The organism is Candidatus Hydrogenedentota bacterium, assembly GCA_012730045.1.
In the GTDB taxonomy this organism is placed as follows: Bacteria; Hydrogenedentota; Hydrogenedentia; order Hydrogenedentales; family CAITNO01; genus JAAYBR01.
Window position 1 is genome coordinate 1 of record JAAYBR010000046.1, and the last position, 25,190, is coordinate 25,190.

Annotated in this window: 22 protein-coding genes; 12 read left to right on the top strand and 10 right to left on the bottom strand. The window is 69.5% G+C overall.

Annotated features, from left to right (window positions below):
• Window positions 1-324 precede the first annotated feature (324 nt).
• From aroB to GXY15_04630, 3 genes are read left to right on the top strand one after another with little or no spacing between them, the layout of a single operon-like run.
• A complete protein-coding gene (aroB, locus tag GXY15_04620) occupies window positions 325-1,425 on the top strand; it encodes a 3-dehydroquinate synthase (GenBank protein ID NLV40496.1) in 1,101 nt (366 codons plus the stop codon).
• A gap of 30 nt (window positions 1,426-1,455) precedes the next feature.
• A complete protein-coding gene (locus tag GXY15_04625; protein NLV40497.1) occupies window positions 1,456-2,307 on the top strand; it encodes a tetratricopeptide repeat protein in 852 nt (283 codons plus the stop codon).
• The gene (locus GXY15_04630; protein NLV40498.1) at window positions 2,304-2,942 is read left to right on the top strand and encodes a hypothetical protein; all 639 of its coding nucleotides are present in this window, start codon (window positions 2,304-2,306) and stop codon (window positions 2,940-2,942) included. Before GXY15_04625 ends, GXY15_04630 begins: the two co-directional genes overlap by 4 nt.
• 82 nt (window positions 2,943-3,024) lie before the next feature.
• On the opposite strand, the gene GXY15_04635 is transcribed toward GXY15_04630, so the two are convergent.
• The 4 genes from GXY15_04635 to GXY15_04650 all read right to left on the bottom strand — a co-directional run bounded on the left by GXY15_04635 (window position 3,025) and on the right by GXY15_04650 (window position 6,949).
• A complete protein-coding gene (locus tag GXY15_04635) occupies window positions 3,025-3,465 on the bottom strand; it encodes a helix-turn-helix domain-containing protein (GenBank protein ID NLV40499.1) in 441 nt (146 codons plus the stop codon).
• 640 nt (window positions 3,466-4,105) lie between these two features.
• Window positions 4,106-5,134 carry a magnesium transporter CorA family protein gene (locus tag GXY15_04640; GenBank protein ID NLV40500.1) on the bottom strand — a complete coding sequence of 343 codons (1,029 nt, stop codon included), beginning with the start codon at window positions 5,132-5,134 and terminating at the stop codon, window positions 4,106-4,108.
• A gap of 22 nt (window positions 5,135-5,156) precedes the next feature.
• Window positions 5,157-5,333, bottom strand: a complete 177-nt coding sequence (locus GXY15_04645) for a hypothetical protein (GenBank protein NLV40501.1) — start codon at window positions 5,331-5,333, stop codon at window positions 5,157-5,159.
• Window positions 5,330-6,949: a hypothetical protein gene (locus tag GXY15_04650; GenBank protein ID NLV40502.1), complete on the bottom strand. Its 1,620-nt coding sequence runs from the start codon at window positions 6,947-6,949 to the stop codon at window positions 5,330-5,332. The genes GXY15_04645 and GXY15_04650 overlap by 4 nt, the downstream gene beginning before the upstream one ends.
• Window positions 6,950-7,437: 488 nt before the next feature.
• On the opposite strand from GXY15_04650, the gene GXY15_04655 reads away from it, so the two are divergent.
• Window positions 7,438-7,614 carry a 4Fe-4S binding protein gene (locus tag GXY15_04655; GenBank protein NLV40503.1) on the top strand — a complete coding sequence of 59 codons (177 nt, stop codon included), beginning with the start codon at window positions 7,438-7,440 and terminating at the stop codon, window positions 7,612-7,614.
• Window positions 7,615-7,708: 94 nt separating this feature from the next.
• Here GXY15_04655 and GXY15_04660 read toward each other — a convergent pair whose 3' ends face one another.
• Entirely contained in the window at window positions 7,709-8,584 is an 876-nt protein-coding gene (locus GXY15_04660) for a hypothetical protein (GenBank protein NLV40504.1), read from the bottom strand.
• 426 nt (window positions 8,585-9,010) lie between these two features.
• Here GXY15_04660 and GXY15_04665 point away from each other — a divergent pair, with 426 nt between their 5' ends.
• Window positions 9,011-9,556: an HD domain-containing protein gene (locus tag GXY15_04665; GenBank protein ID NLV40505.1), complete on the top strand. Its 546-nt coding sequence runs from the start codon at window positions 9,011-9,013 to the stop codon at window positions 9,554-9,556.
• A gap of 9 nt (window positions 9,557-9,565) precedes the next feature.
• Here GXY15_04665 and GXY15_04670 read toward each other — a convergent pair whose 3' ends face one another.
• Both GXY15_04670 and GXY15_04675 read right to left on the bottom strand, forming a co-directional pair.
• Window positions 9,566-10,096, bottom strand: a complete 531-nt coding sequence (locus GXY15_04670) for a hypothetical protein (GenBank protein NLV40506.1) — start codon at window positions 10,094-10,096, stop codon at window positions 9,566-9,568.
• A complete protein-coding gene (locus GXY15_04675; GenBank protein NLV40507.1) occupies window positions 10,093-11,343 on the bottom strand; it encodes a hypothetical protein in 1,251 nt (416 codons plus the stop codon). The genes GXY15_04670 and GXY15_04675 overlap by 4 nt, the downstream gene beginning before the upstream one ends.
• Before the next feature lie 255 nt (window positions 11,344-11,598).
• Here GXY15_04675 and GXY15_04680 point away from each other — a divergent pair, with 255 nt between their 5' ends.
• Window positions 11,599-13,146 (top strand): alpha-L-fucosidase, encoded by a 1,548-nt coding sequence (locus GXY15_04680; protein NLV40508.1) that lies wholly within the window; start codon window positions 11,599-11,601, stop codon window positions 13,144-13,146.
• 227 nt (window positions 13,147-13,373) lie between these two features.
• On the top strand, window positions 13,374-14,474 hold the full coding sequence (locus tag GXY15_04685) for a Gfo/Idh/MocA family oxidoreductase (GenBank protein NLV40509.1): 1,101 nt from the start codon (window positions 13,374-13,376) through the stop codon (window positions 14,472-14,474).
• A 247-nt stretch (window positions 14,475-14,721) separates the two neighbouring features.
• Here GXY15_04685 and GXY15_04690 read toward each other — a convergent pair whose 3' ends face one another.
• Window positions 14,722-15,735: a dihydroorotate dehydrogenase-like protein gene (locus GXY15_04690; GenBank protein ID NLV40510.1), complete on the bottom strand. Its 1,014-nt coding sequence runs from the start codon at window positions 15,733-15,735 to the stop codon at window positions 14,722-14,724.
• A 58-nt stretch (window positions 15,736-15,793) separates the two neighbouring features.
• Entirely contained in the window at window positions 15,794-19,381 is a 3,588-nt protein-coding gene (gene nifJ / locus GXY15_04695) for a pyruvate:ferredoxin (flavodoxin) oxidoreductase (GenBank protein NLV40511.1), read from the bottom strand.
• A gap of 564 nt (window positions 19,382-19,945) precedes the next feature.
• Here nifJ and GXY15_04700 point away from each other — a divergent pair.
• The 5 genes from GXY15_04700 to GXY15_04720 are packed head-to-tail and all read left to right on the top strand — an operon-like array spanning window position 19,946 to window position 24,840.
• Window positions 19,946-21,199, top strand: coding sequence for a DUF1015 domain-containing protein (locus GXY15_04700; GenBank protein ID NLV40512.1), 1,254 nt, complete (start codon window positions 19,946-19,948; stop codon window positions 21,197-21,199).
• Window positions 21,200-21,207: 8 nt separating this feature from the next.
• Window positions 21,208-22,050: a hypothetical protein gene (locus GXY15_04705; protein NLV40513.1), complete on the top strand. Its 843-nt coding sequence runs from the start codon at window positions 21,208-21,210 to the stop codon at window positions 22,048-22,050.
• A 44-nt stretch (window positions 22,051-22,094) separates the two neighbouring features.
• Window positions 22,095-23,039: an ABC transporter ATP-binding protein gene (locus GXY15_04710; GenBank protein ID NLV40514.1), complete on the top strand. Its 945-nt coding sequence runs from the start codon at window positions 22,095-22,097 to the stop codon at window positions 23,037-23,039.
• A complete protein-coding gene (locus GXY15_04715; protein ID NLV40515.1) occupies window positions 23,036-23,800 on the top strand; it encodes an ABC transporter permease subunit in 765 nt (254 codons plus the stop codon). The genes GXY15_04710 and GXY15_04715 overlap by 4 nt, the downstream gene beginning before the upstream one ends.
• On the top strand, window positions 23,797-24,840 hold the full coding sequence (locus GXY15_04720) for a hypothetical protein (GenBank protein ID NLV40516.1): 1,044 nt from the start codon (window positions 23,797-23,799) through the stop codon (window positions 24,838-24,840). The genes GXY15_04715 and GXY15_04720 overlap by 4 nt, the downstream gene beginning before the upstream one ends.
• A 27-nt stretch (window positions 24,841-24,867) precedes the next feature.
• Here GXY15_04720 and GXY15_04725 read toward each other — a convergent pair.
• A partial coding sequence (locus GXY15_04725; GenBank protein NLV40517.1) for a DUF2961 domain-containing protein occupies window positions 24,868-25,190 on the bottom strand: 323 nt, incomplete at its 5' end.

Here is a 25,190-nt window from a genome sequence, read left to right on the forward strand (position 1 = left end):
AAAATTTCGGATGCCCTTTCAGGCCATGTGTTGGAGGGTTCCTCCTCCCCAGGGCAGGCTTGGCCCTTTGGGCGGCGGCCTGCCCTGGGCTATAGGCGGATGTCCCGTTGGGACAACAAAGACGGAATCACAGACCGAGGGACGTTCATGCCGTTTGCAGGCGGTTTTTCAAGGCGCATTTTAGTGCGATTGCCCTGGCCGGACAAGCCGTGCAAGAAAGGGTGCGCCTGTTCCGGCGGCCCTTTCCGCGGCCCGTGTTGCGCGGGTGCGGGGCGGGTGCATAGAATGCGGGGACACGGGCGCGCGGGCGCCCCGGAGATGACCATGGCGGAGTGTGCTTCGACGACCGTGCGTGTGCCCCTGGGCGCGCGGGCGTATGACATCCATATCGGGCCGGACGCCCTGGACCGGCTGGGCGCGCATCTCGCGTCGGACCACGCCCCGAAGGGGCTGGTGGGGCTGGTGACGGACGCCCACGTGGCCCCCCTGTACGCGGACGCCGTGCTGGACCGCGTGCGCGCGGCGGGGAAGGCCTGCGTGGTCCACGTGCTCCCGGCGGGCGAGGAGAGCAAGCGGCTGGACCGGGTGGGGGAGATTTGCGGCGCTTTTCTGGAGGCGGGCATGGACCGCGCCGGGCTGGTTGTCGCCCTGGGCGGCGGGGTCACGGGAGATATTGCGGGCTTCGCCGCGTCGGTCTTCATGCGCGGAGTCCCCTTTGTGCAGGTGCCCACGACCATCGTGGCGCAGGTGGACTCAAGCGTCGGCGGCAAGACCGGCGTGAACCACCCGCTGGGCAAGAACACGATCGGCGCGTTCCACCAGCCGGACGGCGTGTTCATTGACCTGTCCATGCTGTCCACCCTGCCGGACCGCGAGCTGCGGGCGGGCATGGCGGAGGTCATCAAGCACGGCGTCATTGCGGACGCGGACCTCTTCGCGTATCTGGAGGCGAACGCCGCGCGGATTCTCGCCAAGGACCTCGGCGCCCTGCGCGTGCCCGTGGTGCGGTCGTGCGAGATCAAGGCCGCCGTGGTCGCCGCCGACGAGCGGGAGCAGGGCCTGCGCGCCAACCTGAACTACGGCCACACCTTCGGCCACGCCATCGAGACCGCCAGCGGCTACGCCCGGTTCCTCCACGGCGAGGCCGTGGCCCTCGGCATGTGCGCCGCCGGGGAGCTGGGCCGCCTGCTGGGGCTGGTGGACGCGGCCTTCGCCGGGCGGCAGCGCGCCTGCTGCGCGGCCTTCGGCCTGCCGGTGCGCTGGCCCGAGATGCCGCTGGAGGAGACGCTGGCGGCCATGAAGCACGACAAGAAGGCCCGCGCGGGCACGCTGAAGTTTATCGTGCCGTCGGGCATGGGGACGGTCGTCCACCGGACGGACATTTCCCCCGGCCTGGCGCGCGCGGCCCTGGAGACGCTGTTGTAGGCGCGGAACGGCAAACCACGGAGACCCCCGATGCTGTTTGGCGGAGAGAACGCGGAAAGCTACTACGACGAGGGCCTCACGGCGGCCATGAAGGGCGACTTCGAGAAGGCCGTCGCCCATTTCCAGAAGGCCACCACGCTGGACGGCGCCTTCGCCGCGGCGTGGTACCAGCTCGGGCGCTGCTGGCTCCGACTGGGCCGCGTGCCCGAGGCCGTCTCCTCCCTGGAGCGCGCCCTCACCATCACGCCCAGGATGGCCCTCGCCCGCGTGGAGCTGGGCTACGCTTTCCTGAAGTCCGGGCTGCATGACCGCGCTTCCGCCGCCTTCGCCGCCGTCCTCGATGAAAAGCCCGACACGCCCCGCGCCGCCCTCGGCCTCGGCTACATCGCCTTCCAGCAGCGGCACTGGGACACGGCCTTCGGTCTCGCGGAACGTGTTGCGGGAACGGGCGCGGAGCCCTTCGAGTCCCATTACCTCGCCGGGCGCGCCGCCCACGCGATGAAACTGGACCAGGCGGCGTCGAACCATCTCTACACGGCGGACGCGCAGCTTGACAAGCTGATCGAGACGAACCCCGACGCGCCGGAGGGCTATTTCCTGCGCGGCCAGATATACACCCTCACGGGCGACTTCGCCCGCGCCCTGGAAAACTACGCCGAGGCCGAGCGGTGCATGGAGCCCGGCCGCCGGTGCCGGGTCTACAATGAGGAGTTCGACCTGGTGGACATCCTCGCCGGCATGGGGTGGTGCCACCGGAAAATGGGCGACCCCGACGGCGCCCGCGCCGCCGCGGAGCGCATCCTGGAGCTGAAACCCGGCAGCCAGCGCGCCAAGTGGCTCCTCGGCGAGGCGGGCGGCGACGCGGAAAGGGACCGGCCGTGAGCGACCTCAACATGCAGCTCGTCCGCGAGTTCTTCGAGCTGAACCGCTTCTATGTGCTGCCCCACTGGCGCCACGAGGAGCTGTCCGAGTCTCCGGAGAACACCTCCCTCCTCTTCGTGGAGCAGTCGCACCCCGAAGCGGCGGTCACGCCGGACTTCGTGCTCCAGCCGGGGCAGGTGACCGCCCTCCGGCGCGCCGTGGTCGAGGTGCGCGCGTGGCACGGCGACCGCTTCTACGCCTCCGTCGTCGAGTCCAACCCCATCCTCGGGCGCGTGGCGTCGCCCGAGGTGCGCGCCCTGGCCGAGAACGTCTTCGGCGCGCCGGACTTCCAGACCGTGCTGGTCATCTCCGAGCTCTCCGCGTCGCCCAAGCCGCGCCAGCGCGCCATCGAGCTGCTCCAGGGCTACGGCATGGACCACGTCGCCGAGTTCCCCATGATCCTCGGCGAAATCCTCAACCGCCTCAGCGTGCAGGGGAACTACGCCCCCTCGCAGACCCTCCAGACCATGCGCCTCCTCAAGCGCTACCACTTCATCCGCCGCCAGCAGATGGAGTTCCTCTTCCCCCTGGCCCCGCAGAACGAGTGGCCCGTACGCCCCGCCTCCCCCGCCGACGCCGAGGACGGGGCGGAGTAGCGTCCACCGCGGGGTTCTGATGTCCCCGGAGGGGAAGCCGGAATGGCCCGCGCGCCAACGGCCATGGCTCATTCGCAACGTTCTAGAACAGCATGGGCTGCTCGTCGTCCTGCGGCTCCTGCGTTTTTTGGCGGCGGCGCTTTTCCTTCGGCGCGGCGTCGTCCGCCGGGGGCGCGTCCTGCGGCGCCTCCTCCACCGCCGCCGGGGCGGCGGGCGCCGTGACCGGATCCTCCCGCACCGCCGCCGGCGCGGCGGGGGCGGACCCCTGCGCGGCGCGGGGCTTGCGTCCGCGCTTGGCGCCGGGTTTGGCGGCGGGGCCGAAGGCGGCCTGGGCGGGCAGTTCGGGCGGCTTCTCGCCGCGGCTGAGGCAGGCGATGTCCTCCTCCAGGATGGACTGCGTGGTGCGCCAGGACTTGCCGATTTTGAAGGCGCGCAGGCGCTTTTCTCGGTACATCTGGCGCACCGTGATGGGCTTCACCTTGAGGATTTCGGCGACCTCCTCGACCGTCAGCATGTTTTCCATGACCGCATCTCCCAGCCGTTGGCTGGGGCCATTCTACACAAAGGGACAAAAACAAACAAGCGCGGGCCAGGCGGCCGTGCTGCAAAGGAAGAGGGCGCGGCAAGCGGCGCCCTTTGGAGTGCGGCGGCAACGACGCCGCTTTGGTTTTTCGGGAAAGGGCCTCCGGGAGGGGTATGACATGGGTGATCGCCTCGGAAAGCGGTGTCGCCGCTGCGCTCTGCCACCGCACTCCACAGAACAGCCGGGACCGCCGACGCCATTGGAGCGGCCTTTCTTCACCGACATTCCCGCCCCTGACCGCCCGGAGGCGGGGATTCTGTCCATGACGCTATGGATACGGACGTCCTCTACCTCTTCACCCCGGAGGGGTGAGGGCCATTGGCCGGTGGTTGAGCGCAGCGATACCACCGGGAAAGGGGTCCTTCCCATTTTCTTGGCACCCCGTCAGGGGTGCGGGACGCTGGGGTAACGGGAACCGACGCGTCCTGAACCCCTGCCGGGGTTCCTCAAAAAGAGAGGGAGCCTGCCGTCCGGTGGTATCGCTGCGCTCAACCACCGGCTAATGTCTTGCATCCCTCCGGGATGCCCAAAACGCCCGCCTCCGCCCCGGTTCTCGCGATGTCTTATCCGGCGGTCACGGTCAGAAGAGCCGCATGCGCCGGAAGACCGCGAGCATGACCGCGACCAGCGCCACCATGAACCCGCAAAGCACGGGGAAGCTGTGGGGCCAGTCGAGGCCGGGCAGGTACCGGAAGTTCATGCCCCAGATGCCGGTCAGGAAACTGAGGGGCAGCATGATGGTGCCGATGATGGTGAGGAGTTTCATGCTCTCCTCGAGGCGCATGGAGAGGCGGGACAGGTGGGACTCCATGAGGGCGGTCAGCAGCTCGCGCATCATGGTGAGGTGGTCGCGCGCGCGCAGCACGTGGTCCAGCACGTCGCGCAGATGGGTGCGCGTCTCGGGCCGGATCTGCGGGTAGTCGCGCAGCACCAGCGCGCGCAGGGTCTCCTCCTTGGTGAGCATGAGCTGCCCCAGCCGCGAGAGCTGGCGGCGGACCTCGTAGATCACGCGGCGCGGGTCGCTCTTCCGCCGCAGGCGCGGCTGGAAGACCTCCTCCTCGATGGTGTCAATCTTCGTCTCCAGCTTCTCCGCCCGCGTGAGGTACTCGTCAATGATCCCGTCCAGCAGCAGGTAGTACAGGTAGTCCGGCGTGTGGTGGTCGAGCAGGTCCCGGTCGGACATCATGCGCCGCACCTCGTCCACGCAGGCCAGGGGCCGCGAGTGGCAGGTGACCAGCAGCCGCTCGCGCAGGAACAGCCCCACGTTCACCGTGGCCGGCGTGCCGTCGGCCGTCTCCTTCCCGGAGAGGGCGGACATGACCGTGAACAGCGTGCCGCCGTAGGTCTCCTGCTTGGGCAGGCCGCGGTCGTTCAGCACGTCCTCCAGCGCGAGGGGGTGGAACCCGAACAGCTCCCTGAGCCGGGCGGTGTCCTCCGGGCCGGGACGCTCCACGTCCACCCACAGGAAACCCTCCGCCTCGGCGGGCACGGCCAGGCTGTCCGCCGGCACGATCTCCGCGGGCCCGCCGTTGCCGCTCCACACCGCGCAGAACCACGCCGCGGCGCGCGGCGCCTCCTCGGGTTTCGCCTTCGCCTTTGCCTTTGCCATGTCCCTGGTCTCCTCCGCGGGGTCAGTCCCCGCCCAAACGCCCCCGTGACACCCAGTAAAGGAACCGGTCCGCCGTGTTCCCCGCGGGGTTGCCCGCGCGCATGAGCCGGTTCAGGGCGCGGCGGTTCGCCGCAAGGAAGCGCAGGTCGGCGAAGAAGTCCCCGGGCCCGGCATAGGTGCGCTTGCGGAAAGGCTTCATGGGGCGGCCTTCTCCGGCGGGGCCTCGCCCGGCAGCGGAATCCGCACCGCCGGAAAGGGGACGTCCGCGGGCTGGAACGAGAACGCGTGCGCCTTCTTGGGCGCATAGAAGACCCGCGGGCGCAGGTCAAACAGCCCCACGCGCGGCGGCGCGGGCGGCGCGGAGGCCGCCTCCACCGCGTAAGCCGTCCGCACGTCGGGCGGGTACGGCTGCGTCACCGTGAAGGCGAAACCGTCCGGGCTGTACTCCGTCACCGTCACCTTCGCGGCGGGATACTCCACATCGCACCACGCCAGGGCCCGCACGTCCAGCGCACGGCCGAAGGGCGTGTTCTCTGAGACACTCCCGGCATAGGACAGGGGTGCGAAACCCGCGTATCCGATGTCCGGCGCCACCACCAACGTCTCCCCCGGATGCTGCGCGGCCAGCGCCTCCGCCGTCCGCCGGAACTCCCGCAGCCGCTGCCCCGCCGACACCCACTGGAGGTTCACGATCCCGTGCAGGACCATCAGCCCCACACACAGCGCCGTGCTCAGCGCCACCGCCGGCTTCCGCCACCGCGGATGCCGCAGAAGCGCCGCAAAGACCCCCGCCGCCGCAATCCCCATAAACGCCGTCGCCAGCGTCAGCCGTCCGCCGTTCGCGAAATGCACCGGGTCCACCGGATAAAACGGGAAAGGACACGAACCCTTGACGAACCCCTCGAAGGGGGATGCGGGGAACAACACGTAAAACACACCGTCCCAGAGGCAAATCAGTCCCACGGACAGCAGGCCCAGCAGCACCGTCCGGTTCGTGAGGCGGTGAACGGCCCACAAGCCGATCACTCCCGCGGCGAGGAAGGCTGCCGCGGCCGCTTCAGAATATTCCAACACAACGGCCCGCGTTTCCGGGAGGATCCCCAGGGGGTACAGCAGCAGCCCCATCACCGCAAAAGGATGCGCGCAGAAGAACAGCACCTCGGAGGGAGTTGGGATTCTGCCATAGGAACCGGCCCACATCAGCGACACACAGGCGCTGCATGTCAGCAGCACAACGAGCAGGGGGCGTGCCAGACGGCTGCCGCCGCGTTCGCTGCGGGGAACGACGAGCGCGTCCCAAAGGAACGGCAGAAGCAGCACCCCCGGGCCAAACGCGAAGATGCTTAAGCCGCCCACGGCGCCGACCATGAGAAGCCCGACAGCGGCCATGTCCCAAGCCGCCGTCCGCAAGAACGACAGCGGACGCGGCCTCGCGACGTGCATCAACAATCCTCCGAGAGCCGCGGCGGTGAAAAGGAGCTCCCGCGTCACCCCGGACAGCATCAGCGCGGCCTCGGCCTTCACCGGATGCGCCATGAAGACCACAGCGGCCACGGAACCCAGCCACCACGGCCCGCGTGTGGCCAGCCGTGTCAGGAAGAACACGAGGACCATGCAGAGGTAGAGAAGCAGCAGGGCCACGACATGGTAAACCGGCGCTGGCAGGGACTCCCCGCCCGGCAGCCGCCACCAAGTCAGCAGCATGTCCGGGAGCGGTACGCCGAACAGGGAATAGTCCCGGCCCATGGGGGGCAGGACAACGGTCCACCCCATGACGAGGAGGAGATAGACCGCGTCGAGCAGGAGAAATTTCATCCCGTGCCCCTCGCGGAAAGACAGCGGCCCTTCCTGTGGCGTCGCATCGGTCATGCGGGAAGTGTATACACGCCGCCCGGGGGCGCGCAATGGCGGGGGACCACGCATGTCTGCCCCCCCCAACGCAGAAGCGGCTTCCAGCCGCTTTCTTCCGGGACTTTCGCCAACCCCAAAGAACGCGGCTGGAAGCCGCGTCCACATTGCGCAGACACGCCGCGGCGGGAATACGGGGTGTTCCGTGCCGACGCGGCGCTTTTCCCACGCGGGGCCCTTTCCTGGAACCTTTTTCCGTTTCTTGGGGTCAAATTTCCCGGACGCGGTGGGCCGCGACCCCGAAATTACCGTTTTCCGGCCGAAATATGGCATAATGCGCCGTCCGGACGCGAATTGCGGCTTTCGGAGTATCCACATAACACCGACGGAGCGCGCGCAAAGGCAGGACGCCGGAACGGCGCGGGTCCGTGAAAGGCCAACAAGGAGAGTAAGACATGCCTGCGAAAGTTGACTGGGATCTGTGCGCGGGGTGCGGCGACTGCGTGGACGAATGCCCCACGAACGCGATTGAAATGACGGACGAGGGCAAGGCGAAGGTGAAAGAGGATGAGTGCGCGGATTGCGGCGCGTGCGTGGACGTGTGCCCGACGCAGGCGATCAGCCAGGACTAACCCCCGCCCGCGCCCCGGCGCGGAACAACCCACATCATTTTCCCCCGCCCGCGGCGGACAGGCCGCCGGGCGGGGGTGTTCTTTCGGTCCCGCGTCACCCCGCCGACAGGGCGTCCTGGAGGAACTGGGTGAGCACGGTCTTGAACTCCTCCTTGTCCCCCGAAATGGCCTCGTGACGCCCGCCCCGGAAGATGTGGACCCGCTTCTTGGCCGCGGCGCAGCGGCGGAACAGCTCCTCCGTCTCCTCCTTCTTCAGAATCTGCTCGCTGTCGCCGCCGAGGATGAGCGTGGGGGCCGCCGCGTAGGGCATGCACTCCAGGGGGCGCAGGTCTTCCATCGTGACGCCGAGCCGCCACTGGGCGATGAGGATGAAGGGCGCGGCGAGCCAGTGGGGGGCGCCGACCACGTCCAGCCGGTCATACAGCGCGTTGCGGGCCGTGTCGTAGGACGAGGCGAGGACGACGAAGTCGAAGTCCTTCCGCTCGCGCAGGGCGAAGGCCACGGAGGCCGCGCCCAGGGAGAATCCATGCGCCCCGACGCGGGCGTAGCGCGCCCGGAGAAAATCCACGGCGGCGCACACGTCAAAGCGCTCCGTCAGGCCGAGATACGTGGGGGCGTAGCCGCTTTTCCCGTGGCGGCGCAGGTCGGCCAGCAGCACGGAAACCCCCTGCTCCAGGTAGCATTTCGCCGTCCCGGACATCTGCCCGCGGTCGGGGCCGATGCCGTGGAACAGCGCCACGGCGCGGTCGCCCCCGGCGTTCACATGCCACGCCGAGATGCTCACGCCGTCCTTCGTGGTCAGGGTGACCGGCTCCACCGGGAAGCCCTCAAAGGCGGCGGGGTCTTCGCGGGACGACGGCCCGTCCCACTCGAAGAGGAGTTTTTCCACGCCGACGTACCCGGCGACGGTCCACAGCGCAAGCAGGAGCACAAAAGCCCCCGCGGCCAACCGGAACAGCCACTTTTTCACGCCTGAAGCTCTCCCTCAGTCACCGTCCGTGCGCATACCCTATCCCCGCCCGGCGGGGGAATGCAACCTCCGCTGATTTCCCCTGACCGCCGGAGAGGGGGTCGAACGCGTTTGGGGCATTCCGGGCAAGAGAGGACGTTGCTTCGCCGCTGAGAAAGTAAGTCGGCGAGAACGCCCGCAAAGTGGACGCGTCCTCTTGGCGCGTTCTTGAGCCAACGAAAACCCCAAGAACGCGGCAAGATGCCGCGTCTACGTTTCCGGCACGGCGCCGGTCCGCGCCCGACCCCCGCCCCCCTGACTCTTTATCGGTGTTCATCGGTGTTCATCGGTGGTTCCCTCTCCCTGCCCCCCGCCGGGCTTGAATTTCGCGCGGCCGTGCGCCATGCTCTTGCGCGTTCCCCCGATGCCGAAACCGCCGGAGGCCCCATGATCGCGGACATTCTCACCGCCCTGCATTTCGCCGCTTTGAAACACCGGGACCAGCGCCGCAAGGACGCCGGGGCCTCGCCCTACATCAACCACCCCATCGAGGTGGCGGAGCTGCTGGCCCGCGTCGGCGGCGTGGCGGATCCCGCGGTCCTCATCGCGGCGCTCCTGCACGACACGGTGGAGGACACGGAAACCACCTTCGACGAGGTGGAGGCGCTGTTCGGCGCGGAGGTGCGGGGCATGGTCGCCGAAGTGACGGACGACAACGGCCTGCCCAAGGCGGAGCGGAAGCGCCTCCAGATCGTCCACGCGCCGCACCTCTCCCCCGGCGCGCGCCAGATCAAGCTGGCGGACAAGATATCGAACGTGAAGGCCCTGGTCCACACCCCGCCCGCCAAATGGTCCACCGCGCGGCGGCGCGAATACGTTGCGTGGTGCGGCGAGGTGGCCGCGGGCCTGCGCGGGTGCAGCCCGGCCCTGGAGGCGCTGTTCGACGCGGTCCACGCCGAGGCGGAACACGTTCTCGGCCCCGCCGGGGAGTAGGCCCCCGGGTCACTTCCCCGCGCCGAGGGCGCGGAGGATTTCCTTTTCATACGTTCGGGCGAGGAGCGCGTTGCCGGCGGGATTCAGGTGGCAGTGGTCGTTGAAGAGGGTCTCGCCGGGGACGCCGTGGGGTTCGGCGGCGGTGACGGCGGCCTCCACATCGGCCAGGGGCACGCCGTGCTCCGCGAGCAGGGGAAACTCGTAGTCGAGGTAGTTCACCGACGACCCGCCCAGCGCGAACACGCGCAGGGTGCGCGGCGGCTTGCCCCGCGCGAAGCGCTGCGTCTGGAACGACACCGTCTTCTCGGGGTTGGTGATCATCATGGAGGCGTCGGAGGGGTCGGGCACGAAGAGGCGGCTGGACGGGTCGAAGCCCTGGCCCAGGTCCACCACCAGCGGCGGCACCCAGATTTCCCGGACCCGCGCCGCGCCCTCAAGGACGCCGAACAACAGCGCCACGGGCAGCACCACGGCCAGCACGGGCACGAGCACGCGCCGCTTCGGGGCGGCGACGGCGGGCGGGGCTTCGGGTGCCGTCATGTGCCGCCCTCGCGAGGGACGGCCGGGGCGATCAGGCGCTCGATTTCCGGCGCGATCCCCTCGGCGTAGAGGGCGTGGCCCTTCGGGGTGAGGTGGCCGTCCAGCTCATAGAAGAGGTCGGGCTCGGTCTCCCGCGCCGTGAAGGCCGGGCTGGCGGTGAAGAACGGCAGCTCCGCCTTCGCGGCGGCGCGGCGGATGCCCTCGTCGGCGTTTTGGGCGGTCATCCACTCGGCGTCGGGGATGTAGCCGACCTTCGCCACGCCCTCGAACGCGGGCTTGTTGACATAGGGGCCGTCGGGCACGCTGAGGACCGCGGTCATGGCACCGTACTCCTCCGCCGCGCGGCGGATGCGGCCGAGGTATCCCGCCAGGTTGTCCACCCGCGTCTTGATCCACGGGTCCTCCATGTTCATGGGCAGGCTGTAAATGCGCGGGTTTTTCAGGGCGAGGTCCACCATGTACGGGTTGAAGGTGCCCGCGAAAAACGCGTCCCTCACCCGGGGGTCCATGGCGTCGAAGCGGGCGCGCTCCTCGGGCGTCATCTTCTCGTGGAAGTCGCGGGCCGTGTTTTCCTGCCAGCGGCGGTTGTCCTCCGCCGTGCTTGTCTGCGGCGGCATCTCCTGTCTCCGCGTGTCGCCCATCCGCTCGACGCGCAGGTCGCGGATCATCCGCATGGTGTTGGGGAACAGCGCCCGCGCGAGAACCGCCGCGCGGCTCCGCGGCGCGGCGGCGGGGGCGCCCTCGTCGTCCCCCGAGGCGTTCAGGTCGTTGCCCTGGGTCACGCAGACCAGCACCAGGTCCGGCCGGATCAGCGGGATGGCCTTCTCCGCCAGCTCCGCGTAAAACGGCGGCCCCGCGCCGGGCTTGCCCAGGTTCACCGTCTCCACGCGCCAGCCCTTGGCGCGCAGGGCGTCCTCCAGCCGGCGCAGCCAGGTTTCCTCCGCCGCCACGCCCCATCCGTAGGTGTACGAGTCGCCGATGGCGGCGATACGGAAGGTCTTCGGGTCCGGCGACAGCTCACGCTCGCGCAGGCCCAGCGAGTTGATGCGGGCCGTGTAGGTGAACTCCAGAAAGCCGAAGGTCTGTTCCGCGTTCGGCGGAAAGATCAGCTCCATCGTGCCGCGCGGCGCCGGGCGCATCACCCAGCGGCCCAGCAGCCGGTCCCCGGCGAGGCACGCGCAGAACACCACCGCCACCGACCCGAACACCAGCAGCAGGTTCTTTTTCCACTCGCTCTTCAAGGGCATGGATGCTCCCGCCGGAAACCGCGCACCCCCCGCGCGGCGTCCCGTTGAGTCGTCATTATGGCAAATGCCCCCCCGAAGGCAATCCGGGCGCTCCGCGCGCGTTCTGGTTCGTCCATCCCGTCCATCCTGTCCATATAGTCCATCCTGTCCATCCCGTCCATCCCGCCGCTTGTCTTGCGGGGGCGCGCGCGGCCATAATCGGGGGACGGCGCGCGGGCGCGACGGGCGGCCTGCGGCAATCTGGAGGATCGCGGGATGGCAGACCGGAAACTGGGCGTGCTGGAGCATGGTTCGGGATGGAGGACGGGGGCGCTGTGCGCCGTTCTGGGGATGCTGTGCGCCGCGGGCGCCTGGGCGCAGGACGACGCCGCGCGGCGCGCGGAGGCGCTGGCCGCCATTGACCGGGGCGCGGCGGCAGGGCCCTTCCAGCCCGCATGGAACTCGCTGGAGACCTACACCGTCCCCGACTGGTACCTCGACGCGAAATTCGGCATCTTCATCCACTGGGGCGTCTACTCCGTGCCCGCTTTCGGCAACGAGTGGTACCCGCGCAACATGTACCGCGGGGACTCGCCCGAGTTCCGCCACCACGTCAAGACCCACGGCCCGCAGAAGACCTTCGGCTACAAGGACTTCATCCCCGGGCTGACGGCGGCCCACTACGACCCCGCCGCCTGGGCGGAGCTCTTCCGGAAGGCCGGGGCGAAGTACATCGTCCCCGTGGCGGAGCACCACGACGGCTTCGCCATGTATGACTGCTCCTACTCCGACTGGACCGCCGCCAAAATGGGGCCCAAGCGCGACGTCGTCGGCGAGCTCGCCGCCGCCGTGCGCAAGGAGGGCCTCATCTTCGGCCTGTCCAGCCACCGCGCCGAGCACTGGTGGTTCTTCGACGGCGGCCGCGCCTTCGACTCCGACGTGAACGACCCCGCCTTTGCCGGGCTCTACGGCCCCGCCCAGCCGGAGAAGGAGTCCACGCCCGACGCCGCCTTCCTCGACGACTGGCTCCTGCGCACCTGCGAGCTGGTGGACAAGTACCAGCCCCAGCTCGTCTGGTTTGACTGGTGGATCGGGCAGCCCTGCTTCCAGCCCTACCTCCAGCGCTTCGCCGCCTACTACTACAACCAGGGCACCGCCGGGAACCGCGGCGTCGCCATCAACTACAAATACGATTCCTTCCCCGTCAAGGCCGCCGTGTGGGACATCGAGCGCGGCCAGCTCGCCGAAATCCGCCAGCCCTTCTGGCAGACCGACACCTCCGTCTCCCTCAACTCCTGGGGCTACGTCGAGAAACAGCGCTACAGGACCGTCACCTCCCTCGTCCAGGACCTCGTGGACATCGTCAGCAAGAACGGCGCCCTCCTGCTCAACATCGGCCCGCGCCCCGACGGCACCATCCCCGAGCCGGAACAGGAGATGCTCCTGGACATCGGAAAATGGCTGGAGGTGAACGGCGAGGCGGTCTACGGCACCCGCCCGTGGAGGGTCTACGGCGAGGGCCCCACCAAGGTCACCGACGGCTACTTCACCGACGGCAAGAAGAAGGCCTTCACCCCCGCGGACATCCGGTTCACCACCAAGGACGGCGCGCTCTACGCCGTGCTCCTCGCCTGGCCCAAAAAGCGCGTCGCGCACATTGACTCCCTGTCGTTCTCCGACGGCAACGTCGCCGAAGTCACCCTCCTCGGCGCGCCCAAGCCCCTCAAGTTCAAGCAGAACGACAAGGGGCTCCGGGTGAACCTGCCCAAGGAAAAGCCCTGCGACCACGCCTACGCCCTGAAGATCACCTTCCAGGCGAAGTGACCGGCGAACCACGGACCACACGGACCACACGGAAGGCGCGCCCTCCGCGCGCGTCCTGGTTCGTCCATCCCGTCCATCCCGTCCATCCCGTCCATCCCGTCCATCCCGTCCATTCTGTCCATCCCGTCCATCCCCCCGCTTGTCTTGCGGGGGGGCGCTCCGCCATAATCGGGGGAGCGGCGCGCGGGCGCGGTGGTGCGGCCCGCGGCAACGTGGAGGATCACGGGATGTCGGACCGGAAGCTGGGCGTGCTGGTGCATGGCGCGGGATGGGTGGCGGGGGAGCACATCAAGGCGTTCAAGAACAACCCGCACACGCGGGTGGTGGCGATTTCGAGCCGGCGGATGGAGAGCTGCCGCGCGCGGGCGGAGGAGGCGGGGCTGGAGGGGGTGGCGCTGTACACGGACTATGAGAAGGCCCTGGCGCATGAGGGGGTGGACATTGTGTCGGTGTGCACGCCGCAGCAGCACCACGCGGACAATGTGGTGGCCGCCGCGGAGGCGGGGAAGCACATCGTCATCGAGAAACCGGCGGCGAACACGCCGGCGGAGATGCGGGCCATGCTGGACGCCGTGACGAAGGCGGGGGTGAGGACGGTGGTCAGCTTTGTGCTGCGGTGGAACCCGATGTTTGAGACGGTGAAGGCCCTCATCGCGGACGACGCCATCGGCGATGTGTATTACACGGAGGCGGACTACCAGCATGACATTGCGAGCTGGTGGACGGGCTACGGCGAGGGCCGCACGAAGGCGCTGGGCGTGAGCGCCGCGCTGGTGGCGGGGTGCCACGCCATTGACGCCGCGCGCTGGTTCGCCGACAAGGACCCGGACAGGGCGGCGGTGCCCGTGGAGGTCTTCGCGTACAGCGGGGGCTGGCGCAAGGGGAAGGAGGTGGAGTACGACTACTTCAAGAACGCGTGGAAGCCCGCGCCGCCGCTGGAGTATGACGACCTGGAGGTGGCGCTGGTCCGCTATTCCAACGGCGCCCTGAGCAAGGTCTCGACGAACTACGGCTGCGTCATGCCCTACATGCTCCCCGTGGAGGTCTTCGGCACGCGCGGCACGATCAGGGACAACCGGGTCTGGTCGCACAAGTTCCCCGGCCAGCGCGGCTGGGTGGAGATCCCCACGATCCTCCCCGAGAGCGCCGACGTGTCCCACCACCCCTTCCAGGGCGAGATGGACCACTTCGTGGACTGCGTCCTGAACGGCCGCGAGTCCCATTGCAGCCTGGCGGACGCCGTGCTCACGCACTCCATCGTGTTCGCGTCGCTGCGCTGCTACGAGACCGGCCAGCCGGTCCGCCTGCCCTTGGAGGAGTTCCTCTAAGCGGCCGACGGGGGGAAGACGAGGCCGGCGGGACGCCGGCGGTGCGGAATTGCGGCGCGCGGGTCCGTGCCGTGGCACCGGCGTCCCGCCGGCCTTGTCTTTGGGCGCTCCCCGCCGCGTCGGCCGCCCCGGAACATTTCCCTGTTCGCTCCGGCGAATCCCCGCCCCGCGATCTTCCTGAAAAACAGCCCTCCCCGCCGCGGCGCAACCGCCGCGGCGGGGAGGGAAAAGGGGGACGTTGCCGCGCTCACACCCCGGGGGCGGGGGGCTGGGCGACGTAGCTGGTGAGGATCTTCATGTAGTTGGCGCGCTCAAAGGCGGCGGGCTCGGCGCAGTTCTTCTGGCTCATGGCGCCCTGCATCTGGGCGACGGAGGCGTAGTCGTTCTCCTCCATCCACTTCGCCATGCCCTCGAGCATGACGCGCAGGTGGCCGGGGCCGCGCTTGAGGAGGGCCGAGGTCGTCATGGCGGCCTTGGCGCCGGCCATCATGCACTTGAGCGCGTCGGCCCCGGTGTGCACGCCGCCGGTCACGGCCATGTCGGCGGAGATGTGGCCGAAGAGGATGGCCACCCACCGCAGGCGCAGGCGCAGGGCGGCGGAGTCGCTGAGCACCAGGTCCGGCTTGACCTCGAGCTTCTCCAGGTCGAGGTCGGGCTGGTAGAAGCGGTTGAACATGACCAGGGCGTCGGCCCCGGCCTCGCTCAGCCGCCGCGCCATGTTGGCCATGGAGCTGAAGTACGGCCCGATCTTCACGGCCACGGGGACCGTCACGGCGGCCTTGACGGTCTTCACGAGGTCAACGTACATGTCCTCGACCTGGGCGCCGGTCATGCCGGGGTTGGTGGGCACGTAGTAGACGTTCAGCTCGACGGCGTCGGCGCCGGCCTGCTGCATCTCGCGGGCGTACTCCACCCAGCCGCCGGCGGACACGCCGTTGAGGCTGGCGATGATGGGGATGCCGGTGGCCTCCTTGGCCTGCCGGATGTGGCCGAGGTAGCCCTCGGGCCCCATCTTGTAGTCCTCCAGGTCGGGGAAGTAGGTCATCGCCTCCGGGCTGGAGAGCTCCCCCTGCTGGAGGTTGGCGTTCAGCTCCTGGCTCTGGAAGGCGATCTGCTCCTCGAAAAGCGAGTGGAGCACGATGGCCGCCGCACCCGCGTCCTCGAGCTTGCGGATGTTGTCCAGCTTCTCGCTGATGGGCGAGGGGGACACGACGATCGGGTTCTTCAGGTTCAGGCCCAGGTAGGTTGTCGAGAGGTCCATCTGTCTATTCCTTCTGCCGCCGGCCCGGGGGCGCGGCGGGGGTTGTCCCAAGTTGTGGTTACTCGGCCTGGGCCGGTTTGGCCGCGCCGCCGTTTCCGGGCATGGCGGCCAGGTACTGGTAGAGCCTCCACCGCGTCTCGACGTCGCCCTGGGCCGCGTCCAGCAGGCGCTTGGCCGACTCGGGCTGGCTCAGGGACAGCATCTTGAAGCGGGTCTCGTTGTAGATGTACTGCTCAAGAGGCATGCTCGGGTCCTTCGAGTCGAGCTGGAAGGGGTTCTTCCCCTGCGCCGCCAAGGCGGGGTTGTACCGGAACAGCGGGAAGTGCCCCGACTGCACCGCCGCCTTCTGCTGCTCCAGCCCCATGGACAGGTTGTAGCCGTGGGCGATGCAGTGGCTGTACGCCACAATGAGCGACGGGCCGTCGTAGGCCTCGGCCTCCAGCAGGGTCTTCACCGTGTGGCCGTCGTTCGCGCCCAGGGCCACCCGCGCAACGTACGCGGTCCCGTAGGTCATCGCCATCAGCGTCAGGTCCTTCTTGCCCGTCGGCTTGCCGGCCGCGGCGAACTTGGCCACCGCCGCGCGCGGCGTGGACTTGGAGCACTGGCCGCCCGTGTTGGAGTACACCTCCGTGTCGAGCACGAGAATGTTCACGTTGCGGCCCGACGCCACCACGTGGTCCAGCCCGCCGTAGCCGATGTCGTAGGCCCAGCCGTCCCCGCCGAAGATCCACACGCTCTTGCGCACCAGGAAGTCCGCCACGCCCAGCAGCGTCTTCGCCTCCGGGGCCGCCGCGCCCGCCAGCTTCTTCTTCAGTTCGGCCACCCGCGCCCGCTGCGCGTTGATGCCGGCCTCGGTGGACTGGTCCGCCGCGAGCAGGGCGCCGGCAAACTCGCCGCCGATGACCGGCTCAAGCCGCTTCACCAGCTCCAGGGCGAACCCCTGCTGCTTGTCAATGGTGACGCGCATGCCCAGGCCGAACTCGGCGTTGTCCTCGAAGAGCGAGTTGCACCACGCCGGGCCGCGGCCCTCGGCGTTCACGGCCCACGGCGTCGTGGGCAGGTTGCCGCCGTAGATGGAGGAGCAGCCGGTGGCGTTGCCGATGTAGGCGCGGTCGCCGAAAAGCTGCGAGACGAGCTTGATGTAGGGGGTCTCGCCGCAGCCGGCGCAGGCGCCGGAGAACTCAAACAGCGGCCGCAGCAGCTGCACGTCCTTCACCAGCCCGTGGTTCACCCGGTCACGGTCCGTCTCGGGCAGGGACAGGAAGAAGTCCCAGCAGGCGCGCTCGCGCGCGCGGATGGGCTCCTGCTGGACCATGTTGATGGCCTTCAGCTTGACCTCGCTCTTGTTCTTCGCCGGGCAGGTCTGCACGCACAGCGTGCAGCCCGTGCAGTCCTCGGGCGCGATCTGGAGCACGAAGCGCTGGCCCTCAAACTCCTTCCACTTGGCCTTGGCGGACTGGAAGCCCCCGGGCGCGCCCGCCAGCGCGGACTCGGCCACGATCTTGCCCCGGATCACGCCGTGCGGGCAGACCAGGGAGCACTTGCCGCACTGGATGCACGTGTCGGGGTCCCACGCGGGAATCTCCAGCGCGATGTTCCGCTTCTCCCACTGCGTCGTCGCCGTGGGGAAGGTGCCGTCCACGGGCATCTTGCTGACCGGCATGTCGTTGCCCCGGTCGCGGATGATCTCCGCCGTGAACTCGTGCAGGAAGGCCGGCGCGTTCGCGGGCACCGGGTCGCTCAGGTCGAAGGCGCTGGTGACCCCGGCGGGCACCGCCACCTCGTGCAGGTTCTCCAGGGCCATGTCCACGGCCGCCCAGTTCTTCTGCACGACCGACTCGCCCCGCTTGCCGTAGGTCTTCTTGATCGCGGCCTTGATCGCGTCAATGGCCTTGTCGCGCGGCAGGATGTTGCTGATGGCGAAGAAGCACACCTGCATCACCGTGTTGATCCGGCTGCCCATGCCCGCGTCCGCGGCCACCGCGTAGCCGTTGATCGTGTACAGCTTGATCCTCTTCTCGACGATGTGGCGCTGCGCCGTGCGGCTGAGGTGGTCCCACAGCTCGTCCGGGCCGTAAATGCTGTTCACCAGGAAGGTCGCCCCCTCCTCCGCCAGGTAGAGCAGGTCCATCTTCTCCATCAGCGTGAACTGGTGGCACGCCACGAAGTTCGCCCGCGTGATGAGGTAGCTGGACTTGATCGGGTTCGGCCCGAAGCGCAGGTGGGACGTCGTCATGGACCCCGACTTCTTCGAGTCGTACACGAAGTAGCCCTGGGCGCACAGCCCCGCGTCCTCGCCGATGATCTTGATCGAGTTCTTGTTCGCGCCCACGGTGCCGTCGGAGCCCAGGCCGTAGAACACGGCCCGCACCGTCGAGGGGTCCTCCGTGGAGAAGGTCTTGTCCACCTCCAGGCTCGTGTGCGTCACGTCGTCCGTGATCCCCACGGTGAAGTGGTTCTTCGGCGCGCCCTTCTTCAGCTCGTCGAAGACCGCCTTCACCATCGCCGGGGTAAACTCCTTGGACGACAGGCCGTAGCGGCCGCCGACCACCCGCGGGATCGCCGGGAAGGGCATTGTCCCGTCGGCCATGGACTCGGCCAGCGCCGTCACCACGTCCATGTACAGCGGCTCGCCCGCCGCGCCCGGCTCCTTGGTCCGGTCGAGGACCGCCAGGGCCTTCACGGTCTTCGGAAGCGCCGCCACGAAATGCTTGACGGAGAAGGGGCGGAACAGGCGCACCTTGAGCACGCCCACCTTCTCGCCGCCCTCGGCGGCCAGGCGGCTGACGGTCTCGTCGGCCGCGTCCGCGCCCGACCCCATCAGCACGATGACGCGCTCGGCGTCCGGCGCGCCCACATAGTCAAACAGGTGGTAGGACCGGCCCACCAGCGCCGCAAAGGCGTCCATCGTCTCCTGGACGATGCCCGCGCACGCGTTATAGAACGGGTTGCACGCCTCGCGCGCCTGGAAGAACACGTCGGGGTTCTGCGCCGAGCCGCGCAGCACCGGGCGCTCCGGGTTCAGCGCCCGCGCGCGGTGCGCCAGCACCAGGTCCTCGTCAATCATCGCCCGCACGTCCTCCGCCAGCACCTGCTCGATCTTCGCCACCTCGTGCGACGTGCGGAACCCGTCGAAGAAGTGCACGAAGGGGATCCGCGCCTTCAGCGTCGCCGCGTGGGCGATCAGCGCCAGGTCCTGCGCCTCCTGCGGCGAGTTCGACGCCAGCATCGCGAACCCCGTGTTGCGCACCGCCATCACGTCGCTGTGGTCCCCGAAAATGGACAGGGCGTGCGTCGCCACCGCCCGCGCCGTCACATGGATCACCGCCGGCGTCAGCTCGCCCGCGATCTTGAACATGTTCGGGATCATCAGCAGCAGCCCCTGCGACGCCGTGTAGGTCGTCGTCAGCGAGCCCGCCTGCAGCGCGCCGTGCACCGCCCCGGCCGCCCCCGCCTCGCTCTGCATCTCCACCACCAGCGGAATGGTGCCCCAGATGTTCTTCTCGCCCTTGGCCGCCCACTCGTCGGCCCATTCGCCCATGGCCGACGACGGGGTGATCGGGTAGATCGCCGCAACCTCGCTCGCCAGGAAGGCCACCCGGGCCACCGCCTCGTTTCCGTCCACTGTCTTCATCGGTCTTGCCATCGCGCGCGCTCCACCTGCCGCCCCCGGGAATTCCGGGGCCGGTTGCTGCTGAACAGCGTTGCTGCCGTCGGATGTCCGGCATGGGTTCTTGGGAAAAGCACCACCCCCCCGCTGCGCGCCCGGAAAGGCGCCAGGCGGGGGACCGCCCCGGGGACAGAACGCACCCCCCGGGCACAAACCCGCCTATTATGTACAAATCCCGCCCCGGGTTCAATTATGCGATGGCCCCCCGCTGGGAAAGGTCCGGCATCCGGGCGCGACCGCTGCCTCACCAGGAGGCTTGGTCCCTTCATCCGCACCCGCTGACGAGCGGCTCCTGACAAAGCGGCTGCCTTCCCGCCGTCAGGGAAGGCACAGGAGAGGCGGAAATCATGCGCACCCACCGGGGGGGGACACTGGGCCGCGGTCCTCTCGAAGCGTCATCGGGGCCCGGGTGTTGCCAGCTCCCCCCGCAGACGGGGTACAATGGCCGGGTGGCGGCGCCGCACAACGCGGATTCACACCAGGGCCGGAACCGGGCTGCAGGGTATCGGGGTCCCCGCCCGCCGCTGAGAGGACAGAGCCATGCCTGAAGTCAAACCGTTTTGCGGTCTCCGTTTCGACCCCGCCGTGGCGGGCTGCCTCGACGCGGTGATCACGCCACCCTACGACGTGATCTCGCCGGAGCAGCGCGACCGCCTGGCGGCGGACAGCCCCCTGAACATGACCCACGTCATTCTGCCGAAGCCGGGCCCGGCGGGGGAGTCGCCCTATGACTGCGCCGCGGCGGTTTTTGGCGGCTGGCGCGCGTCGGGCGCGCTGAAACAGGACCCCGCCCCATCGCACTATCTGCTGCGGCAGACCTTCAACGACCTGGAGGGGCGGCTGCGTGTGCGGCGCGCCTTCTTCGCGGCGGTGAGGCTGCCCGAGGCGGGCGAACGGCGCATTCTGGGCCACGAACGCACCTTCGACAAGCCCTTTGAGGACCGGCTGTCCCTGACGCGGGCCACCCGCACCAGCCTCGGTGCGGTCTTCCTGCTGTACTCCGACCCCGCCGGGGCGCTGGAGGAGTTTCTGGGCCGGATGAACGACACGCCGCCGGACCTGGCGGCGACCACCTTTGAAGGGGTGCGCCAGGAGCTGTGGCGCGTGGACCCGGACCCTGCCGTGGCCCCCTTCCTCGCGGACCAGACCCTCTACATCGCCGACGGGCACCACCGCTTCCGCACGGCCTGCGCCTATCGCGACGAGATGCGCGCGAAAACGGGCGCCGCGCCGGGCACCCAGCCCTTTGACCACGCCCTCGCGGGGTTCGTGGCCTTTGAGGACTCCGGCCTCGAGGTGCACGCCACGCACCGCATCGTGCCGGCGTGCCCGCTGGACACGGCGGGCGTCCGCGCCGCACTGGCCCCGTGGTTTGACCTGTCCGAGGTTCCCGGCGACCCGGCCACGGCCCTGCGCCGCGCCGGGGAGGGCGCGTTTGTGATGTTCGCGCGCGGCGAGGCCCCGCTGCTGCTGAAGTTCACGGGCGACCGGACGGCGCTCCTCGGCGAGGACCGCGGCCCCGCCTGGCGCGACCTGGACGTGGCCCTGCTGCACCGGGGCGTGTTTGAGCGGATTCTGGGCCTGCCCGCGGACCTGGCCTGCCGTTTCGCCCAGCGCCCCGACGAGGCGCGCGCGGCGGTGGAGGAGGGCGGCGCGGCGCTGGCCTTTCTGGTGGGGGCGACGCCGCCGGCGCAGATCCGCGCGTGCGCCGAGGCGGGCGAGCCCATGCCGCAGAAGTCCACCTACTTCTTCCCCAAACTCTGCACCGGCGCGGTGATGCTGCCGCTGGAATAGGGGGCGGCATGGACGGGCACCGGACCCACTGGAAGACCCCGCAGACGGCCCTGGCGGCCCTGTGCCTGCTGTGCGCCGCCGCCCCGGGCGGCGACACGCCGCCGCCCATGACGGCCGGGAACCGCATCCTCGCCGCCCACCGGGGCGTGGTCACGGAGACGATCCCCGAGAACAGCCTCGCCTCGCTGGAGGAGACCATCCGCCGGGGATACACCCACATCGAGGTGGACCTGCGCTGCACCCGCGACGGGCGCGCCGTCTGCCTGCACGACGACCGCCTGCGCCGCGCGGCGGGATCCCCCCGCGCCGCGGGGGAGCTGACCCTCGACGAGCTGCGCGCCCTGGCACCCGTGGAAAAGGTGCCGGACTTCGAGACGTTCTGCGCGCGCAGCGCGGGGCGCATCGCCCTGATGCCCGACATTAAGGAGTGCCCGGAGGGGCTGGAGGCCGCCTTCGCCGCCGACATTGAGCGGTGTCTCGCGGCGCACGGGCTGCTGGACACCGCGCTGTTCATCGGCAGGGGGGCCGTCCCGGAGCGCTTCAAGAAGGCGGGCGGGTCGCTGCGCGCCGTCTCGCCGGAGGCCGCGGCGGGCACCCCCCCGGCGGGCCGCTTCGTCTTCGGCCACGCAAAGGACTTCGACGGGCCCTCCGTCCGGGCCTTCCAGGCCCTCGGGCTGAAAGTGGTCGTCAGCATCAACACCTTCCACTATCTCGGCGCCGGGGACTGGCGCGGGGCGGGTGGCGCGGACGTGAAACGCATGCTAGAATGCGGCGTGGACGGCCTTCAGATAGACAGCGTCTATGAACCCGCCTTCCGGGAGCACGCCGGGGGCGCGGCGGGGACAATGTGACGCGGGGCGCCGTCCCGCGCCAAACACGGGGAGCATGGCGGCCTATGGATGCGGTGACCACCAACGGGCTCTGCAAAACGTACCGGGCGCTGGGGCGCGGCGATGTGCGCTCCGTTCAGGACTTGAACCTCGTCGTGGACAGCGGCGAGATCTACGGCTTCCTCGGGCGCAACGGCGCGGGCAAGACCACCACCATCAAAATGCTGTGCGGGCTGGTCCAGCCCACGGCGGGCGGGGCGCGCCTCTTTGGAAAACCCGCCCGGGATCCCGACGCGCGCGCGGCCCTGGGCTACCTCCCCGAACAGCCCTACTTCTACGAGTACCTCACGCCGCGCGAGACCATGCGCTTTTACGGCCGCCTGCGCGGCATGGACGACGCGGCCATCGCGGCCCTGTGGGACCGCGCCGCGGACCTGCTCGACCTGGGCGGCGTCGCAGACCGCCGCATCCGCGGCTTCTCCAAGGGCATGCGCCAGCGCGTCGGCTTCGCCGTGGCCCTCGTGGGCGACCCGCCGCTGCTGGTGCTCGACGAGCCCATGAGCGGGCTGGACCCCCTCGGCCGCCGCATGGTCCGGGAACTCATCGTCCGCCTTCGCAAAGAGGAGGGCAAGACCATCTTCTTCAGCTCCCACGTCCTCGGCGACGTGGAGGAGATCTGCGACCGCGTGGGCATCCTCGTGGAGGGGCGGCTGGTCTTCTCCGGCGGCATGGACGACCTGCCCGGGCGCGACATGAAGCGCACGGAGCTGCGCGTCGCCGGGCTCTCCCGCGCGGACGCCGCCGACCTGGCGGCGCGGGCGGGCAGCCACCGCGCCGGGGACGAGGGGGACACCTTCACCGCCGCGGACGGGGACGCCGCCGGCGCGCTCGCCGCCGAGGCCCTGCGGCGCGGTGGCCGCCTGCTGGAGTTCCGCCGGGTGCAGGAGTCGCTGGAGGATGTCTTCACCCGCATGCAGCATGCGGGAACGGACGGGGGGGCCAGGCCATGAGACGCGTGATGATTGTCGCGGGCAACACCTTCCGCGAGTCCGTGCGGGACAAGGTGCTCTATGTGCTGCTGCTCTTCGCGGCCACCTCCATCCTTGGGTCGAAGGCCCTGGGCTGGATCAGCGTGGGGCAGGACATCAAGATCGTGCGCGACTTCTGCCTCGCGTCCATGTCGGTCTTCGGCGCCCTCATCTCCATCTTCATCGGCGCCAGCCTCCTCTACAAGGAGATGGACAAGAAGACGCTCTACACCCTCCTCGCCCAGCCCCTGCGCCGCCACGAGTTCGTCCTGGGCAAATACGCCGGGCTCATGGCGCTCATCGCCGTCACCCTGGCGGCCATGGCCGCCGCCAGCGCCGCCTACCTCCTCGTGCTGGGAAGCGCGCCCGACGCCTCCTTCCTCCAGGCCGTGCTCCTCACCTTCATGAAGCTCGCCCTGGTCACCGCCCTCGCCGTCCTCCTCTCCGCCGCCACCTCGCCCATCCTCGGCGCCCTCATCGTCTTCTGCGCCTACGTCTTCGGCCACGCCACCGGCGTCTTCCGCGACCTCCCCCCGCAGTTCAACGGCACCGTCGCCAAGGGCGTGCTGGAGGCCGCCTACTACGTCATCCCCAACCTCTCCAACTTCACCCTCCAGTCCGAGGCGGCCAACGGCGTCGCCGTGTCCTGGGCCTATGTCGGCTGGGCCGCCCTCTACGGCGCCTTCTACACCGCCGCCCTGCTGGCCCTGGCCTGCCTCGCCTTCGAGAGGAAGGACCTGTGAGCCCCGCCGCCCCGGCGCGGCCCGGGCGCGCCCTGGTCCTCTGGCTCCTCGCCGCCGCTTTGTGCTACGCCGCGACCATCCCGGCGCAGCGCGCCGCGGACCGGCTCCGCCCGCCCCTGCGCGACGAGGTGCTCTACCTGCCCAACGAGAAACTGCTCACCCATTTCACAGCCGGGCTCGCCCCCGTCATCGCCGACCTGCTCTGGCTGCGCTGCGTCCAGTACACGGCCCTGGAGAACCGCGGCGCCCGCGCCTTCACCTGGCTGGAGCAGATGATCTTCACCTCGGTCAGCCTGGACCCGCGCTTCAAGGACGTCTACCGCTACGGCGCCATCTTCCTCTCCGCCCTGCGCTCCGATTCGGAGGCGGCCATGCGCCTCCTCCACGCGGGCATGGTCGAGGTGCCGGACGCCTGGGAGCTCCCCTATGAGGCCGCCATCATCCAGCTCGTCAACCGCAAGGGCGCGCCTGACGCGGAGAAACTCACGGCCTTCTACATGGGCATGGCCGTGGCCACCGGCAGACCCCCCGCCTTCGTGGCCGAGCTGGCGTCCCGGTTCCAGGCGAAACAGGACCTCGGCGGCCTCGAGGAGGGCATGTGGCGGCGCATGCTGGAGAGCGACGACAAGGTCATGCGCGAGCTGGCGGAGCGCAAGCTCCAGGAAATGGCCATCCTCCGAAACCTCCACGCCATGGAGGAATGGGTGGACGAGTACCGGGCCGCCAAAGGGGCGCCCCCGGAGACCCTGGAGGCCCTGCTCGCCTTCAAGCGCGCCGGGGCGCTCCCGCCCGACCCCCTGGGCGGGCGCTACCTCCTCGGCCCGGACGCCACCCCCATGAACTCCACCCTGCTCGACGCGGACACGGCGCGCCAGCTCGGCGTGCTGCGGCGGCGGCTGGAGGAGTTCCGCAACACCCACGACGCCTTCCCCCGCTCCCTGGAGGAGCTGACAAAGGAGAAGGGGTTCCCGCGCGTGCCCCCGCACCCCTGGCCCGGCCGGGAATGGAAATACGACCCCGCCACCGGAACTGTCGAGTAGGGCGCTGGGAAGTCCCCGGCGCCGCGCTCAGCGGCAGGCGTACCAGTAGACGGCGCTGCGGTAGTCGGCGATGTGGCGGTTGACCTCGCCGTGCTCGATGGCGAAGTCCATGGACCCGGCAAAGGGCACCGGGTCGCCGTAGTGCCAGCGGAACGCGGCGGCGCGCATGGTCCCATCGGCGATCCCGTAGACGGGGAACCCGTGCGACGGCAGGGCCTCGGGGCCGTTGAGCCGCCCCTTCAGCGCGTACCACCCGCAGTTGAAGTAGTCCTCGGACCCCGTGCCGTGGATGCGCAGTTCGCCGTCAATGATCCAGCGGTCGTCCCCCTCCAGCCAGTAGGGCAGCCCCT

Bases quoted from the DNA above. Each gene is read 5' to 3' on its own strand.
- aroB (NLV40496.1), top strand. From the start codon at position 325: ATGGCGGAGTGTGCTTCGACGACCGTGCGTGTGCCCCTGGGCGCGCGG.
- GXY15_04625 (NLV40497.1), top strand. From the start codon at position 1,456: ATGCTGTTTGGCGGAGAGAACGCGGAAAGCTACTACGACGAGGGCCTC.
- GXY15_04635 (NLV40499.1), bottom strand. From the start codon at position 3,465: ATGGAAAACATGCTGACGGTCGAGGAGGTCGCCGAAATCCTCAAGGTG.
- GXY15_04640 (NLV40500.1), bottom strand. From the start codon at position 5,134: ATGGCAAAGGCAAAGGCGAAGGCGAAACCCGAGGAGGCGCCGCGCGCC.
- GXY15_04645 (NLV40501.1), bottom strand. From the start codon at position 5,333: ATGAAGCCTTTCCGCAAGCGCACCTATGCCGGGCCCGGGGACTTCTTC.
- GXY15_04650 (NLV40502.1), bottom strand. From the start codon at position 6,949: ATGAAATTTCTCCTGCTCGACGCGGTCTATCTCCTCCTCGTCATGGGG.
- GXY15_04655 (NLV40503.1), top strand. From the start codon at position 7,438: ATGCCTGCGAAAGTTGACTGGGATCTGTGCGCGGGGTGCGGCGACTGC.
- GXY15_04665 (NLV40505.1), top strand. From the start codon at position 9,011: ATGATCGCGGACATTCTCACCGCCCTGCATTTCGCCGCTTTGAAACAC.
- GXY15_04670 (NLV40506.1), bottom strand. From the start codon at position 10,096: ATGACGGCACCCGAAGCCCCGCCCGCCGTCGCCGCCCCGAAGCGGCGC.
- GXY15_04675 (NLV40507.1), bottom strand. From the start codon at position 11,343: ATGCCCTTGAAGAGCGAGTGGAAAAAGAACCTGCTGCTGGTGTTCGGG.
- GXY15_04680 (NLV40508.1), top strand. From the start codon at position 11,599: ATGGCAGACCGGAAACTGGGCGTGCTGGAGCATGGTTCGGGATGGAGG.
- GXY15_04685 (NLV40509.1), top strand. From the start codon at position 13,374: ATGTCGGACCGGAAGCTGGGCGTGCTGGTGCATGGCGCGGGATGGGTG.
- GXY15_04690 (NLV40510.1), bottom strand. From the start codon at position 15,735: ATGGACCTCTCGACAACCTACCTGGGCCTGAACCTGAAGAACCCGATC.
- nifJ (NLV40511.1), bottom strand. From the start codon at position 19,381: ATGGCAAGACCGATGAAGACAGTGGACGGAAACGAGGCGGTGGCCCGG.
- GXY15_04700 (NLV40512.1), top strand. From the start codon at position 19,946: ATGCCTGAAGTCAAACCGTTTTGCGGTCTCCGTTTCGACCCCGCCGTG.
- GXY15_04705 (NLV40513.1), top strand. From the start codon at position 21,208: ATGGACGGGCACCGGACCCACTGGAAGACCCCGCAGACGGCCCTGGCG.
- GXY15_04710 (NLV40514.1), top strand. From the start codon at position 22,095: ATGGATGCGGTGACCACCAACGGGCTCTGCAAAACGTACCGGGCGCTG.
- GXY15_04715 (NLV40515.1), top strand. From the start codon at position 23,036: ATGAGACGCGTGATGATTGTCGCGGGCAACACCTTCCGCGAGTCCGTG.